The following is a 15145-nucleotide window of genomic DNA, read 5'->3' as shown; positions in this document are numbered from 1 at the left end:
CGCTTACGCTTCGGTACTGTTGAGGTACGCGAGCACGGCCATCACTCGCCGGTTGGTGTCGTCGGACGGCGCCAGCCGCAGCTTGGCGAAGATGTTCGCGGTGTGTTTGCCCACCGCGCCCTCGCTGACGAACAGCTGCGCGGCGATCGCGGCGTTCGACTTCCCGCCCGCCATCAGCTCGAGCACCTCCCGCTCCCGCGGGCTGAGCTCCGCCAGCGGCTCGTGGCGCGCGTTGCTGGCCAGCAGCTTCGAGATGACCTCGGGGTCCATGGCGGTGCCGCCGTCGGCGACCCGGCGGACCGCGTCGATGAACTGGTCCGAATTGAGCACCCGGTCCTTGAGCAGATAGCCGATCGCTCCGGCGCCATCCGCCAACAGCTCCCGCGCGTACAACTGCTCCACGTGCTGTGACAACACCAGCACCGGCATACCCGGGACCTTGCGGCGCGCCGCGAGCGCCGCCTGCAGGCCCTCGTCGGTGAACGTCGGCGGCAGGCGGACGTCCACGACGGCCACGTCCGGACGGTGCTCGTCGAGCGCGTTGACCAGCTCGGGCCCGGTCGACACGGCCGCGACGACGGTGAACCCGTTCGCCTCCAGCAGCAGGGTCAGTCCGTCTCGGAGGAGGTAGAGGTCCTCGGCGAGGACAACACGCACGGGACCTCCAAGGTCACAGTGGTCGGGCCGCCTGGTGGGCTGGTCAGGGTGAGTACGCCGTCGAATGTAGCGAGTCGCCGCTGGATGCCCGACAGGCCACTGCCGCTGGTCAGGTCCGCGCCGCCCTGGCCGTCGTCGGCGACCGCCACCCGCAGCACACCCCCGGAGTACCTGAGGTCGACGCTGACCCGCTCGGCCTGGCCGTGTTTGGCGGCGTTGGTCAGCAGTTCGCTGGTCGCGAAGTACACGGCCGATTCGACTGGCGCGTCCAACGCGCCAGGCAGGTGAACGGACACGTGCACCTTCAGCGGGCTGTCCAGCGCCAACGCACGTACGGCGTCGCCGAGCCCGCGTTCGGCCAGCACCGGCGGCATGATGCCGCGCACCAGCCTGCGCAGTTCGACCAGCGCCTCGGCGGACGCGTTGCGGGCGTTGGCCACGAGTTTCTTGGCCGCTTCCGGGTTGTCGTCGATCAGCCGCTCCACCGCGCCGAGGTGCAATCCCATGGCCACCCACCTGGCCTGTGCCCCGTCGTGCAGGTCGCGCTCGATCCGGCGCAGCTCGGCGGCCTGGGTGTCGATCGCTTCCGTGCGCGTCTCGCGCAGGTGGGCCACGTGCTGGGCCAGCTTGGCCGACCTCGTCGGGCCGAGCAGGGACTTCGACCAGCGCCCATGGGCCCGCAGACAGGCTTGGCTCACCAGGAGCGCCACCGCGCTCACGACCAGCCCGCTGACCGGCGTGAGCCATCCGGGGGATCACGCAGCGGCGGGATGAAATCGCCCAGGTAGGCCCATCCCGCCCGGATGTCGAAATCGGTGACCAGCGACGTGGGACTGGCCCAGACCCACGTCCAGAAGTAGCCGAAGAACCCGACGAGGACCATCAGCACCGGCAGGACCGCCAGCACGAGCGTGACCAGCGGATCCAGGACCAGCCACAGCAGGTCACGCCAGGTGGCCTTGTCCTTCATCAGCGTTTTGACGGTCGCGGAATAGATGGCGACGTGCGGCGTGTCGTACAGGGTCCGGCCGTACAGGTATTTGCCGTCCGGGCGGGGCACGGGTGGTGGTGGCATCGGCAGGTAGGGCTGTGCAATCGAAATGCCTGACCACCGTCCGATCTGCTGGCGGCGCATGGACACGAACACCCGCCCGAACTGGCGCTGGACGGCCAGAGGTCCGAGGACTCCGGAGATCGCCGCGGCCGTGATCCCGATGAACAGGATGCCCACCATCGACAGCCCGGCCGTCGCCGCGAGCTTGAGCAGCACGTATCCGCGGGCCACCACCCACGACCACACGGTGTTGCGGGTGGTCCGCTCGGTTGGCCGCAGCAGTGCGCCAGTCCAGCGGCCGTAGGTCTGGAGCGTGAAAGGCGCGATCGCCAGGCCGATGGCCGCCGTCGGCAGCGCGACCAGGGGGTGGACGAAAAATCCGGCCACCACCAGAACCACAGGCAGGCCCACGGTGAAAACGCTGGTCACCGGTGCGGAGAGGGCCCACAGGTGGTCGCGGTGCGAGGCCGGGTCCTTCAGCAGCCAGTGCAGCCGGTCCAGCCGCGCGACCGGGCCGGGCCGCCGGTAGACCTGCTTGCCCGACCGGTACCAGCCGTCGTGGTCCGGTGTCGGCGGGTCGGGTTCCGGCCGGTACGGGACCGGGATCCGCTGGTCCGTCCAGCGCGCCACCAGCCGTCTGATCTGGTTGAGCAGCCGCCGTTCCCCCCGGAATCCGGACATGAGGCCGACGCAGGACGCCACGAACGCGGCCGCGCTCTGCACCGCTGCCACCAGGGACAACCCGAACAACGCCAGCCCACGCGCCAGGGCAATGGCATGTTCGCGCAGCATTCGGCCAGTCTGACCGATGGCCCGCCGGTCGTGCACTACGCAAAGACGTAGGTGTGAGGTATAGCTAGCCCCACCCCAAGTCTGGTTCCAGACGGATACGCACGGCTTCGGCCGGCGAATAACGTTCTCCCCATCGACACGGAAGACATTCGAGGGGAGCGGGGAATGGCGGTCATCGAGGTCGCGAACCTGCGCAAGCGATATGCCGACCACGTCGCGGTCGATGACGTTTCTTTCAGCGTCGAGCGCGGCGAGATATTCGGAATTCTCGGACCGAACGGTGCGGGCAAGACAACTACGGTCGAATGCGTCGAAGGATTGCGCAAGCCGGACGGCGGTCGCATTTCGGTCCTGGGATTCGATCCGCACACCGACGGATTGGAACTGCGCAGGCGGGTCGGCGTGCAGCTGCAGAAAAGCGAACTGCCGGAGAAGATGCGGGTGTCCGAGGCGATGGACCTCTACGCGTCGTTCTACGCAAATCCGGCAGACGGGGACAAGCTGCTCGACGATCTGGGTCTGACGGCCAAGCGCCACACCCCGTACAAGAAGCTCTCCGGCGGTCAGCAACAACGGCTGGCCATCGCGCTGGCGCTCGTGGGAAACCCGGAAATCGCCTTCCTCGACGAGCTGACCACTGGCCTGGACCCGCAGGCCCGCCGCGACACGTGGCAGCTGATCGAGCAGATCCGCGACCGTGGCGTGACGGTCGTCCTGGTCACCCACTTCATGGAGGAAGCCGAGCGCCTGTGCGACCGGCTGGCCCTGGTGGACGCGGGCCGCGTGGTCGCCATCGACAGCCCGGCGGGCCTGGTGTCCCGGGTGGACGGCGGCGGGCTGCGGCTGCGGTTCCGGCCGTCGGTCGAGTTCGACGCAGGCATCCTGACGGCCTTGCCCGAGGTCACGAGCGTGGCGCACACAGCGAGCCAGGTCGTGGTGAGCGGCAACGGCAACCTGCTGCACGTGGTCAGCACGACCCTGGCAGCCCACAACGTGGTCCCGCTCGACCTGCGAGTCGAACAGACCAACTTGGAAGACGCGTTCGTCGCACTGACCGGGCGACGGCTGATCACGGAGGAAGCATGAGCGGGATTTCGCAGGTCATGGACGTGGCGCAGGAAAACGACCACCGCGCACCGGGCAAAGCGGGAAGCGTGCTCACCGGTCTCGGCAAGCTCACGGGCAGCGAGTTCCGGCTGATGCTGCGTGACCCGGGGATCTTCTTCGTGGCGTTCTTCCCGGTCGTGCTGGTGCTGGTCTTCGGCCTGCTGCCGTCGACGAGCAGTCCCAGCGAGGAGTTCGGCGGCGGCCGGTTCATCGACTTCTACCTGCCGCCGGTCCTCACGATGATCATCGCGATGATGGCGCTCAACGCGTTGTCCGGCGTGCTGGCCGCGTACCGGGAACGCGGGGTGCTGCGCAGGCTGGCCAGCACACCGGTCCGCCCGGTGACGCTCATGCTGGCGCAGGGCTTGGTCAACATGTTGCTGCTGTCGTCGGTCACCGCGGTCGTGCTGCTGCTGGCCGGGCTCGCGTTCGACGTGCCGCTGCCGCGTCAGTTCTTCGGCTTCGTACTGGCGTTCGTGCTGTGCGTCTCGGCGATGTTCGCGCTCGGCCTGCTGATCGCCGCGCTCGCACCGACCGGCAAGGCGGCCAACGGCATCGGCACGGTGGCCTTCTTCCCGCTGGCGTTCCTGGCAGGCGTGTGGACCCCCGGCCCGCTGATGCCCGACGTGGTCAGGCGCATCTCGGACTTCTCCCCGCTGGGCGCGGGCTCCCAGGCCATGCAGGCGGCGTGGAGCGGCGCGTTCCCGAAGCCGCTGCACCTCATCGTGCTGCTCGGGTTCACGCTGGTCGTCGGGTTCATCGCGTCCCGTCTGTTCCGGTGGGAGTGACGCAGTACGAAGGCGAGGCAGCACAGTCGTAGTCCGTGGGTTCGCTCTGGGGCAGCGAACCCGCGGTCTGCTTCGTGCGGGCCTCGATCAGCCTGCGAGGCCCGGCCCCGTGCGTACCAAAGTGGTCGTCCTTGTTGGCCAGGCCGCACCTGTCCAGCGACAGGCACCCGCAGCCGACGCAGTCGGTGAAGTCGTCGCGCAGCTGGAGCATCTGCTCGATCCGCGCGTCCAGCTCAGCGCGCCACATCTCCGACACCCGCCCCCAGTCCGCACGAGTCGGCACACGCCCGTCGGGCAGTTCGTCCAGCACCTCGGCGATGGTGTTGAGCGGCACTCCGACCCGCTGGCCGATCCGGATGAACGCGATCCGCCGCAGCGTGTCCCGCCGGAACCGGCGCTGGTTGCCCGCGGTCCTGCGGCTGGAGATCAGGCCCTTGGCCTCGTAGAAGTGCAAGGTCGAAACGGGGACACCGGCGCGTCGGGCCAGCTCACCGACGGTGAGCTCGGTACTGAGCGTCATGTCCGCGATGGTAACGCCGCCCACGGCGACGCGTCTCAGATCGCGAGCGTCCACCCGGTCAGCGAGTACGCGCTGAACCAGCCGCCGAACAGCACGAACGCGGCGGTGGCGGCGTACATCGTGTGGCCCTTCCGGTTGGCCAGGCCCTGCGCGACCGGGATGAGCAGCGGAAACGCCGGGATCAGGAACCGCGCCTTCGAATACGAGATCCCGGCGGAGACCACGACCATGAGCACCGTCCCGCCGCCGTAGAGCGACAACGGCCACGGCACGCGGTCACGCACGATCAGCACCGTCAGCACGATGGCGGCCAGCACCACCAGGACGGTGACCGTCTCCATGAGGGAGTTGCCGGTGCCGAGGACTTCGCCGAAGAACTTCAGCGTCTGCGCGCCACCGTCGAAGTAGCTGAACCAGCCCTCCCGCTGGATGTCGAACCAGCCGGTCAGACTCCCGGTCTGGTTGGCGACGTGCCCCCACCAGGCGAATAGGCCGATCGGGGAGAGGACCGCGCAGGTCGCGGCCTTCCAGTTGCGCCCCTCACGCAACACCGTGACCAACGCCGCCAGCGCGACCGTGCCGACGAGGACGGACGCCGACGGGCGAGCCAGCCCCGCGATCGCGGTGTAGAACCCGGCGAGGATCCATTCCCGTTCCAGCACCGCGACCAGAGCCCAAACCGCCAGCGCCGTGAAAACAGCCTCGGAGTAGGCCATTGACAACGTGATGGCCATTGGCGCGCCCGCCCACAATGCGACCAGCAACAACCCGGTCTTCGGCCGGGGGTCGGCGATCCGGGCGATCCGGAAGATGCCCGCGGCGGCCGCGCACCCGGCGATGAGGCTGACGAGCAAAGCCGCGGCCCCGGTATCCGAACCGGTGATCGGGGCGACCACCCGAATCAGCATCGGATATAGCGGGAAGAACGCCAGCGGAGTGGACGGCGTGCGATGCCCCGCCGCGTCGACGAACCTGGACGGAACGTTGTCGTAACCGTTCTCGGCGATTGCCAGGTACCAGTCGCCGTCCCACGACTTCAACACGTCGAACAAGGCCCGGTCACGGTTGCCCGCCAGTATTGCGAGCATCACCAGACCGGATAGCCGGACCAGCAGGAAAACGCCGACGGCTTGCAGGTACGGCCGGGACCGCAAGGCCGTCGCTGTCATCTTTCGCCCTTTGCCGGTCAACGTGTGCATGATGCACCACATTCTGCGGTGCCGTGAGCTCGCCGCGGTCCGATTTGTGATCTTCTGTGTCCTGGGGAGCGTAGGCTCGGCAGCCGCGTCACCTGCGATGACCTGGCGGTTTCACCGGCCGCCCACACCCGGTGTGGTGATGTGTCGCGGTGGATTTCTGGGATGAGCTCTTCGGCACGCAGCCGGACCCACCGACGGCCGTTGTCCTGGTGACCGGCGGAGCGGCGCTGTTGCTGGTGCTCTCCGGCGAGCCGTGGCGGATGGCCCGGAACGTGATCACGATCGTCCACGAAGCCGGACACGCGTTGACGGCCGTTCTGGTTGGCCGCAGATTGCGGGGCATCACCCTGCACTCGGACACCTCCGGCGTCACGGTGTCGCGGGGCAGACCGACGGGTCCGGGCATGGTGCTGACCGCGTTCGCCGGTTACGTGGCGCCGTCGCTGATCGGCCTCGGCCTGGCCGCGCTCATGGTCGCGGGCAAGATCACCCTGCTGCTGTGGGTGATGACGGTGCTGATGCTGGCCGTGCTGGTGATGATCCGCAACGTGTTCGGCGTGGTGTCGGTGGTGGCCACCGGCGCCGTCCTGGTCACGGTCTCACTCGTGACCTCACCCCAGGTGCAGGCCGCGTTCGCGTGCCTGGTCGCGTGGTTCCTGCTGTTCGGCGGCGTCCGGCCGGTCTGGGAACTGCAGGCGAAACGCAGCCGCAGGCAGGCCCGTGACTCCGACGCCGACCAGCTCGCGCGGCTGACCGGAGCGCCTGGGCTGTTCTGGGTGGCCATGTTCATGCTGATCTCGTTGGGCGCGGTACTGCTCGGTGGGATGTGGCTGCTGGAGCCGGTGCTGGCTTCGTGAAGCGGAGCTGAACGAAGGCGGCTGGGCGCCGGTGGCACGTCGGATGTCTGGACCGCACGGACGTCATCGGGCGAGTTGGTGCCCGCCGTTCGCATCGGACGGCACGCGCGGCCCCCGGCGCGAGCCACGTCCACGCACCCGTCTTTCGGCGGCGGCCGAACGGAGCCCACCCGGCGGCAGCCCGTCCGTTCGTCGGGTCACCACGAACCGGTGGCCGGTCAGCCGATCCCTGGCGGGACGCGGTCCTGCCAGCGCTCCTCACCCTGCAGTTGCGCGGCCAACGACAACAGCAACGGCTCGCTGTTCTCCCGGCCGATCATCTGCGCGCCGATCGGCAGCCCGTTGCTCGTCAGGCCCGCGGGCACGTTCACACCCGGCAACCCGAGGATGTTCCACGGCCACGCGTACGGGCACGCCGCGATCATGGCGTTGTTCGTGGCGAAGTTCGACAGCCCGTCGTACCGGCCGATCGGGGTCGGCGGCGTCGCGGTGGTCGGGGCCAGCACCACGTCCGCCGTGTCGAAGATCTTCCCGATCCGGTGCCGCTCGTACCGCTCGTGCAGGCGCGACAGCTTGACCAGGGGCCCGACCAGCTTGCCCAGCCTGCGGTTGGCCTGGGTGCGCTTGTCCAGCAGGCGCAGGTCCGGCACCTCGAACGCGGCGGCCTTGAGGCCGTCGAGCGAACGCGGCAGCACACCGAGCCCGACGATCCCGTAGTTCGGGCTCGCCAGCTTGACCTCGTGACCCAGCCGGGCCAGCACACGCCCGAGCCGCACCACCGCCGAGCGCACCTCCGGATCCAGCCGCGCGGGCGCCAGCGTGAACGGAACCCGCAGCGCCAGCGCGATCCGCAACCGCCCTGGCGCGCCCTGTGCGCCATCGCTCATCCGGGTGCCGGTGTCCGCGATGACGTCAAGCAACAACGCCGCGTCCTCGACCGTCCTGGCGATCGGGCCGTGCGTCGCGAGACCGTTCCAGTTGCCGATCGGGTCCCGTGCCACCAGGTCCCGCGTCGGCTTCACGCCCACCAGCCCGGTCCACGCCGCCGGGATCCGGATCGAACCCAGCCCGTCGGATCCCGTCGCCGCCGGAACCAGGCCCGCGGCCACCGCGGCGGCGGACCCGCCGGACGACCCGCCGGGGGAGTGGCCCATGTCCCACGGGTTGCGGGTGGCTCCGAACGCGTGGCCTTCGGTGAACGGCCACTGGCCGAACTCCGGCGTGTTGGTCTTGCCCACGATCACCGCACCGGCCTGGCGCAACCGGCGGACCATCTCGCAGTCCGCGGTCTTGAGCGGGAACTCGCCCGCGCACCCGAACGCCGTCGGCTCGCCTTCGATGTCCGTGTCGTCCTTCACCGCGACCGGCACGCCCAGCAACGGCGCTCGCTCGCCCTCGGCCAGGCGCTTGTCGGCCACGGCCGCGTCGGCCAGCGCAGCCTCGCGGCGCACCCGCCGGAACGCGTTGAGGCTCGGCTGCGACTTCTCGATCCGGTCGAGCACCTCGCTGACCAGTTCGACCGAGCTCGTCTTGCCCGAGGCGACCATCTCAGCGGTCCGCCGCAGGCCAACGAACTCCGTCACAACGCCTCCAGTGGACTTGTGTTTCGCCTCGCGTGAGGTGGACGTCACCTCGTGCGGCAGACTAGTCACTCCCCCGGAAAGGAGAGAACGGTGGTTGACCAGGTTGTCGAGGCCTGCGCACGCGCGGCGAAGCAGGCGGCGCCGTCCCTCGCCGCGGCGTCCGAACAGGCCATCGACGCCGCGCTGACCGGGATGGCGCGACGGCTGCGCGCCAGCGCGACCGCCGTGCTCGACGCGAACGCCGAGGACATCGGGGCAGCCAAGGCAGGCGGGATGAGCTCGGGCCTGTTGGACCGGCTGACCATCACCGAGGCGAGGCTCACCGCGATGGCCGACGCGTTGGACCTGCTCGCGGGCGTCCCGCACGCGCCACGCGAGACCCCGATCCGCGACCTGCCGGACGGCCTGCGGCTGGTGGAGCGCCGCAGGCCGGTCGGCGTGATCGGCGCCAACTACGAAGCCAGGCCGAACGTCACCGTCGACGTCGCCTCCCAGCTGGTGAAGTCCCGCAACGCGGGCGTCCTGCGCACCGGGTCGGCCGCGCTCGGCTCGGCCACGGCGCTGGTCGGCGAGGTCATCGCGCCCGCGCTGGCCGAAGCGGGCATCGACCCCGCCGTGATCCAGCTCGTGCCGAGCGCCGACCGGGCAGCCGCCGCGGCCCTGGTCCGGTTTCCCGACCTGGTCCCGCTGGTGATCCTGCGTGGCAGCGGCGACAGCACCCGTGAGCTGGGCTTCGAGGCCGCCAAGCACGGTGTGCGGACGCTGGCCCACGCCGACGGCGGCGGCGTGCTCTACCTGGACGGCGACGCGGACCTGGCCAAAGCACACGACCTCATCGCCCGCAGCCTCGACCGGCTCGGCGTGTGCAACCGGCTCAACCTGCTGCTCATCGACTCCGCCGTCTATGCAGACGTTCTTCAAAGCGTTCTGGAGACATTGGAGAAGGCGGGCGTGCGGGCCTCGTTGCCGCCGCACGACCACCCGATCGGCTACGAGTGGGCACTGGACTCCGACCACGAGGCGACCGTGACCGTCTCCCCGGTCGACGACGCTGTCCAGGCCGCGCAGGTCGCCAACGAGAAGACGTCGGGACTCGCCGCGGGCATCGTGACGGAGAACTCAGCCACCGCGGACGCGTTCATGACCGCGTACACCGGGACGGGCGTGTTCTGGAACGCCACGACCAGGCTTCTCGACGGGTTCAAACTGCTCGCGGTGCCGGAGACCGGGATCAACATCGACAAGGTGCCCGGCCCGCGCGGACCGGTCACCTACACCGACCTGAGCCTCCGCCAGTACGCGGTCGTCCCAGCTCACTGACCCGAACCGGCCAGACTGTGACACATCCGACGAGTCAACGGCTCAAAGGGTGTGGTTGGCTCCCCTCGCGCGGCCCGCATATGTAGCGGGGGATACTATCCACCACGTCGCTGGGACAGCTGTCTTGGCGCGCTCCCGAACGAGAACCACCACTGGAGGCACGGAAGTGACGGCGGTAGCTCCCAAGCCGATCGCGACTCGACCGTTCCCGGCGGGCAAGACGGTCAAGGGTTCGTACCTCCTGCGGTTGTTCCGCACGACGGACCACAAGCAGATCGGGATCATGTACCTGGTCACCGCGTTCGCCTTCTTCATGGTGGGCGGCGCGATGGCGATGCTGATCCGGACCGAGCTGGCCGTGCCGGGACAGCAGTTCCTCTCGCAGGAGCAGTACAACCAGCTGTTCACCATGCACGGCACGATCATGCTGCTGCTGTACGCGACGCCGATCCTGTTCGGCTTCGCGAACTTCGTGCTGCCGCTGCAGATCGGCTCGCCGGACGTGGCGTTCCCGAGGCTGAACGCGTTCTCGTACTGGCTGTACCTGTTCGGCGGGATCATCGTGATCTCCGGCTTCCTGACCCCGGGTGGCGCCGCCGACTTCGGCTGGTTCGCCTACACCCCGCTGTCGGACAAGATCCACTCACCGGGCGTCGGCGCGGACCTGTGGATCACCGGCCTCGCGGTCTCCGGGCTCGGCACGATCCTCGGCGCGGTCAACATGATCACGACCGTGATCTGCCTGCGCGGACCGGGGATGACCATGTTCCGGATGCCGATCTTCACCTGGAACATCCTGATCACCGCGATCCTCGTGCTGATCGCCTTCCCGATCCTGACCGCGGCCCTGTTCGGCCTGCTGGCCGATCGGCATATCGGCGCCCACGTCTTCGATCCGGCGTCGGGCGGTGTGATCCTCTGGCAACACCTGTTCTGGTTCTTCGGCCATCCAGAGGTCTATATCGTCGCCCTACCGTTCTTCGGGATCATCTCCGAGATCATCCCGGTGTTCAGCCGCAAGCCGCTGTTCGGCTACAAGCCGCTGGTCTACGCGACGCTGGCGATCGCCGCGCTGTCGGTGGCCGTCTGGGCGCACCACATGTACGCGACCGGCGCCGTGCTGCTGCCGTTCTTCTCGTTCATGACGTTCCTGATCGCGGTGCCCACCGGCGTGAAGTTCTTCAACTGGATCCTGACCATGTGGAAGGGCCAGCTGACGTTCGAGACGCCGATGATGTTCTCGATCGGCTTCCTCGTCACGTTCCTCTTCGGTGGCCTGACCGGCATCCTGCTCGCCGCGCCCGCGATCGACTTCCACGTGTCGGACACGTACTTCGTGGTGGCGCACTTCCACTACGTGCTCTATGGCACGATCGTGTTCGCGACCTTCGCCGGCATCTACTTCTGGTTCCCGAAGATCACCGGCCGGTTCATGGACGAACCGCTGGGCAAGCTGCACTTCTGGACGACCTTCATCGGCTTCCACGGCACGTTCCTCGTCCAGCACTGGGTCGGTAACGAGGGCATGCCACGCCGGTACGTCGACTACATGGCGTCCGACGGGTTCACCACGCTGAACACGATCTCGACAGTCGGCGCCTACATCCTGGGTGCCTCGACGCTGCCGTTCATCTGGAACGTGTTCAAGAGCTACCGCTACGGCCAGCTGGCCGAGGCGGACGACCCGTGGGGCTACGGCAACTCGCTCGAGTGGGCCACCTCGTCGCCGCCGCCGCGGCACAACTTCAAGGAACTGCCGCGGATCCGGTCCGAGCGCCCGGCGTTCGAACTGCACTACCCGCACATGGTCGAACGGATCCGTAGCGAGGGTCACGTGGGCAACCACAAGGCGACCCCTGGCGAGATCCTCGCCGAGAAGACCCAGCCGGACTCGATCACCGGCGGCGATCCGCACCAGAAGTAACCCGCGTCTCAAAGTCCCCGTTCCGCTGTCGCGGACGGGGACTTTTGAGACACGGTGAAGGCCTGACGAGACAGCCCCCAGCCGAGGAGGCCCGCCTTGCCCGGTCCATCAAGCACGCCTGTGCTCATCACGGTGAGCGGCCCGGACAAGCCAGGGGTCTCCTCGGTGTTGTTCGCCGTGCTCACCCGGCACGGAGTGGACGTGCTCGACGTCGAGCAGGTCGTGATCCGGGGCCAGCTCGTGCTGGGTGTGCTGGTCGGCACCGACCACGACCCGGAAGGCCTGCAGGAACTCGTCGAGCAGGCGATGGCGACAGTGACCATGGACGTCACCGTCGAGATCGGCGCCGACACCCTCACCCCCGCCAGGGTCGGCTCCACGCACGCCGTGGTCGTTCTCGGCCGTCCGGTGACCGCGCGGGCGTTCACCGAAGTGGCCAGGCGGATGGCGGCGCTGGGCGTGAACATCGACGCGATCCGCCGGGTGGCCGACTACCCGGTGACCGGTCTCGAGCTGCACGTGTCCGTCGCCGACGACACACCGGAAGCCGACAGCCTGTTGCGCAACGCGCTCGTCGAGGTGGCCTCCCGGGTGGGCCTCGACGTCGCGGTGGAGCGGGAAGGGCTGACCAGGCGGGCCAAGCGGCTGATCGTGTTCGACGTGGACTCGACCCTGATCCAGGGCGAAGTGATCGAGATGCTGGCCGCCAAGGCCGGCTGTGAAGATCAGGTCAAAGAGATCACCGACGCCGCCATGGCCGGGGAGATCGACTTCACCGAGTCGCTCAACCGGCGGGTGGCCGTTCTGGAAGGCCTGCCCGAGTCCGTGCTGGCGGAGGTCGCCGACTCACTGGAGCTGACGCCCGGCGCCCGCACCACGGTCCGCACGCTCAAGCGGCTCGGGTTCCGGTGCGGTGTCGTGTCCGGCGGGTTCACCCGGGTGATCCAGCGCCTGGTCGACGATTTGGGCCTGGACTTCTGCGCGGCCAACGAACTCGAGATCGTCGACGGCAAACTGACCGGACGCGTGGTCGGTGAGATCGTCGACAGGCCGGGGAAGGCCACCGCACTGCGCCGCTTCGCCGACAGCTCCCAGGTGTCGCTGGCCCAATGCGTGGCCGTCGGCGACGGCGCCAACGACATCGACATGCTGTCCGCGGCCGGGCTGGGGATCGCGTTCAACGCCAAACCCGCGCTGCGTGAGGTCGCCGACACGGCGCTGTCGCACCCGTACCTCGATGTCGTGTTGTTCGTACTCGGCGTGACCCGCGCCGAGGTGGAGGCAGCCGACGCGGCCGACGGAATCGACGGCGACCGGCCGTGACCACCGTCCTCGCGCCACTGGCGGCCCGGTACGCCTCCTGGCTGGCGCTCCCGGCCGACCAGACCAACCAGGTCGAGACCGACCCGGAGCTGGTCAAGGCCATGCCCGTGATCCTGCGGATCGAACGCGACCCCGTGCCTGTCCGCACACCGTTGCTGGAAGCGGCTGCTGCTGCGGCGGTCGCCGTGTGCCTCGACCCGCGTGCCGAGCCGGGAGGGGAGTGGCACGAGCCGGTCAGCGCCTGGATCGACGGGCACATCCGCAAAGTGTCCCGCCGGGCCCGCGGCGCGCACTGGCAGGCCGCACAGGAATTCCCGGGCGTGACGGTCGAGGTGGCCGGCGCCGAGGCCCGCGCGCTGGTCCCCGGCTTGGTCGTGGAAACGCCCAAGGAGATCAGCCGGCTGCAGATCTCCGGCAGCGAACTCCCCGTCGACGAACCCGGCCCAGCCCCGGACGGCGTGCCGGTGCTGTGGCTTAATCCCACGGTCGCGCTGACCGCGGGCAAGGCGGCCGCTCAGGTCGGCCACGCCAGCATGCTGCTCGCGGCGTTGCTCGAGGACACCGACATCAAGGCGTGGGCCGAGACCGGGTTCCGATGCGCGGTGCGCACGCCGACTCGTGACCAATGGGCCGCGCTCCACCCAGGCGACGACCCAGGCGGAGCCTGGCACAACCGCCGGGTCATCGCCGTCCGCGACGCCGGGTTCACCGAGGTCGATCCCGGAACTGTCACCGTCCTGGCCCAGTGGCGCGCCTGATCGACCACCTCCGGCTGACCTGCTGAGAACCAGGGGGCGTCAGCCGGTCACGACGCTGACGCCGAGCTTCGTCGCCGCCTCGACGACCGGCTGGAAGAACGTGCTGCCGTTGCTCGCGCAGTCGCCGATCCCACCGGACGTCACACCCTGCGCCTGCGTGCCGCTGAGGAACGGCCCACCGGAATCACCAGGCTCGGCGCACACCGACGTCCGAGTGAGACCACGCACGATCTTGCCTTCGCCGTAGTTCACGGTCTCGTCGACACCGGTGATCTCCCCGCACCGGAATCCGGTCGTCGCACCCGACCTGCACACCGACGCGCCGATCGGCGCGGGATCGGTCCCGGTCACGGTGATCGGGCCACCGTCACGCGTGTCGACCGACGGAGTCGCCTGCGCGGCGGGGTCGGTCACGTCGACCAGGCCGAAATCCCCGTCGGTGTCGAACGTGCCCGCGTCGACCCGGCCCAGTTCCTGGCCGTCGCTGAGGACCACGCCCCCTCCCGCGGTGCAGTGCCCCGCGGTGATGAAGTGCTTGGTCCCGGCGGGCCCGGTCGCGGAGAACCCGATCGAACAACGGAAGTCGCCGACGGTGTAGCCGCCTCCGCCGACCACGTCGGCCAGCGCACGCGGACCCCGGTCGGTCCACTCGACCCGGACCAGGTCGCCGGTGCCCTTGGCCTTGTCGATGAACGCCTCGGCGACCGGTTCCTTCCGCGCTTCGATCACCACGCTGTTGGTGGCCGGATCGACGTACCAGGCGACGACGGCGGGCGGGGCCGACGCGGCGAGCCGGTCGAGCCGCGTTTTCTGGCCGTACAGACCGGCCAGGTTGTTCTTCATCATCCGCGGTTCCGCACCGGCCTGGCGCACGTCGCCGACGTACAGCCGATCGATGATCCCGACCATCAGCTTGCGTTTCGTGCTGTCGTACCAAGCGCCCGCGTACGCGCTGCCCAGCTTGCGGCGCAACGAGTCGACAGTTCTGCCGAGATCCGCCTCCGCGCGGGCTCGAGTGGCGGCCTCGACGGGCGTGAGCCGGACGTCCTCACGCGAAGACGAGTCCAGCGGGGTCGACGAGCCGACTTCGACAGTCTGCTGCGCCACCGGTGTCTGGTTGGCGGTGGCGATCACCGTGATCCCAGCCGACAACGTCACACCGATCACGAGCCCCAAAAGGACCTTGCGGTTGAGCGGGCGTGCTCCAGCGACCCGATGCGACCCCATGCGGCTGTCTCCTCGCCTTCCGATGCCTCCGTAGGG

13 protein-coding genes and 1 pseudogene are annotated in these 15145 nt (G+C 69.0%); 7 read left to right on the top strand and 7 right to left on the bottom strand.

The features are described 5' to 3' along the window. Nucleotides 1–3 precede the first annotated feature (3 nt). From ALI144C_RS21440 to ALI144C_RS53420, 3 genes are read right to left on the bottom strand one after another with little or no spacing between them, the layout of a single operon-like run. Complete coding sequence (locus ALI144C_RS21440) at nucleotides 4–657, bottom strand: response regulator (protein ID WP_076988904.1); 654 nt, start codon at nucleotides 655–657, stop codon at nucleotides 4–6. Further along, on the bottom strand, nucleotides 609–1376 hold the full coding sequence (locus ALI144C_RS53425; RefSeq protein ID WP_237774246.1) for a sensor histidine kinase: 768 nt from the start codon (nucleotides 1374–1376) through the stop codon (nucleotides 609–611). The genes ALI144C_RS21440 and ALI144C_RS53425 overlap by 49 nt, the downstream gene beginning before the upstream one ends. After that, nucleotides 1373–2503, bottom strand: a complete 1131-nt coding sequence (locus ALI144C_RS53420) for a hypothetical protein (protein ID WP_083753249.1) — start codon at nucleotides 2501–2503, stop codon at nucleotides 1373–1375. Before ALI144C_RS53420 ends, ALI144C_RS53425 begins: the two co-directional genes overlap by 4 nt. Before the next feature lie 165 nt (nucleotides 2504–2668). Between ALI144C_RS53420 and ALI144C_RS21430 the strand changes: the two genes are divergently transcribed. Together ALI144C_RS21430 and ALI144C_RS21425 are read left to right on the top strand one after the other, a co-directional pair. Further along, nucleotides 2669–3589: an ABC transporter ATP-binding protein gene (locus tag ALI144C_RS21430; protein WP_076988903.1), complete on the top strand. Its 921-nt coding sequence runs from the start codon at nucleotides 2669–2671 to the stop codon at nucleotides 3587–3589. Next, nucleotides 3586–4398: an ABC transporter permease gene (locus ALI144C_RS21425; RefSeq protein WP_237774245.1), complete on the top strand. Its 813-nt coding sequence runs from the start codon at nucleotides 3586–3588 to the stop codon at nucleotides 4396–4398. The genes ALI144C_RS21430 and ALI144C_RS21425 overlap by 4 nt, the downstream gene beginning before the upstream one ends. 76 nt (nucleotides 4399–4474) lie before the next feature. Here ALI144C_RS21425 and soxR read toward each other — a convergent pair. Together soxR and ALI144C_RS21415 are read right to left on the bottom strand one after the other, a co-directional pair. Continuing rightward, a pseudogene (soxR, locus tag ALI144C_RS21420) lies at nucleotides 4475–4918 on the bottom strand (redox-sensitive transcriptional activator SoxR); the annotation flags it as partial. A 35-nt stretch (nucleotides 4919–4953) separates the two neighbouring features. Continuing rightward, nucleotides 4954–6087, bottom strand: coding sequence for a hypothetical protein (locus ALI144C_RS21415; protein ID WP_076989141.1), 1134 nt, complete (start codon nucleotides 6085–6087; stop codon nucleotides 4954–4956). A 179-nt stretch (nucleotides 6088–6266) separates the two neighbouring features. Between ALI144C_RS21415 and ALI144C_RS21410 the strand changes: the two genes are divergently transcribed. Continuing rightward, nucleotides 6267–6974 (top strand): M50 family metallopeptidase, encoded by a 708-nt coding sequence (locus ALI144C_RS21410; protein WP_076988902.1) that lies wholly within the window; start codon nucleotides 6267–6269, stop codon nucleotides 6972–6974. Between the two features lie 218 nt (nucleotides 6975–7192). Here ALI144C_RS21410 and ALI144C_RS21405 read toward each other — a convergent pair whose 3' ends face one another. Next, entirely contained in the window at nucleotides 7193–8557 is a 1365-nt protein-coding gene (locus tag ALI144C_RS21405) for an amidase (protein ID WP_269086689.1), read from the bottom strand. Between the two features lie 90 nt (nucleotides 8558–8647). On the opposite strand from ALI144C_RS21405, the gene ALI144C_RS21400 reads away from it, so the two are divergent. The 4 genes from ALI144C_RS21400 to ALI144C_RS21385 all read left to right on the top strand — a co-directional run bounded on the left by ALI144C_RS21400 (nucleotide 8648) and on the right by ALI144C_RS21385 (nucleotide 13882). Then, entirely contained in the window at nucleotides 8648–9877 is a 1230-nt protein-coding gene (locus ALI144C_RS21400; protein WP_076988901.1) for an aldehyde dehydrogenase family protein, read from the top strand. Between the two features lie 166 nt (nucleotides 9878–10043). Then, nucleotides 10044–11801 carry an aa3-type cytochrome oxidase subunit I gene (gene ctaD, locus ALI144C_RS21395; RefSeq protein ID WP_076988900.1) on the top strand — a complete coding sequence of 586 codons (1758 nt, stop codon included), beginning with the start codon at nucleotides 10044–10046 and terminating at the stop codon, nucleotides 11799–11801. Nucleotides 11802–11897: 96 nt separating this feature from the next. Continuing rightward, nucleotides 11898–13124 carry a phosphoserine phosphatase SerB gene (gene serB / locus ALI144C_RS21390; protein WP_076988899.1) on the top strand — a complete coding sequence of 409 codons (1227 nt, stop codon included), beginning with the start codon at nucleotides 11898–11900 and terminating at the stop codon, nucleotides 13122–13124. Then, on the top strand, nucleotides 13121–13882 hold the full coding sequence (locus ALI144C_RS21385; protein ID WP_076988898.1) for a peptidyl-tRNA hydrolase: 762 nt from the start codon (nucleotides 13121–13123) through the stop codon (nucleotides 13880–13882). The genes serB and ALI144C_RS21385 overlap by 4 nt, the downstream gene beginning before the upstream one ends. Nucleotides 13883–13921: 39 nt before the next feature. Here the strand turns inward: ALI144C_RS21385 and ALI144C_RS21380 are convergent, their stop codons facing one another. Continuing rightward, complete coding sequence (locus ALI144C_RS21380; protein ID WP_076988897.1) at nucleotides 13922–15109, bottom strand: S1 family peptidase; 1188 nt, start codon at nucleotides 15107–15109, stop codon at nucleotides 13922–13924. Between the last annotated feature and the right edge of the window lie 36 nt (nucleotides 15110–15145).

Origin of the sequence: Actinosynnema sp. ALI-1.44 (assembly GCF_001984155.1) — a bacterium.
GTDB lineage: Bacteria > Actinomycetota > Actinomycetes > Mycobacteriales > Pseudonocardiaceae > Kibdelosporangium.
This window is presented reverse-complemented; position numbering and strand designations above follow the sequence as displayed.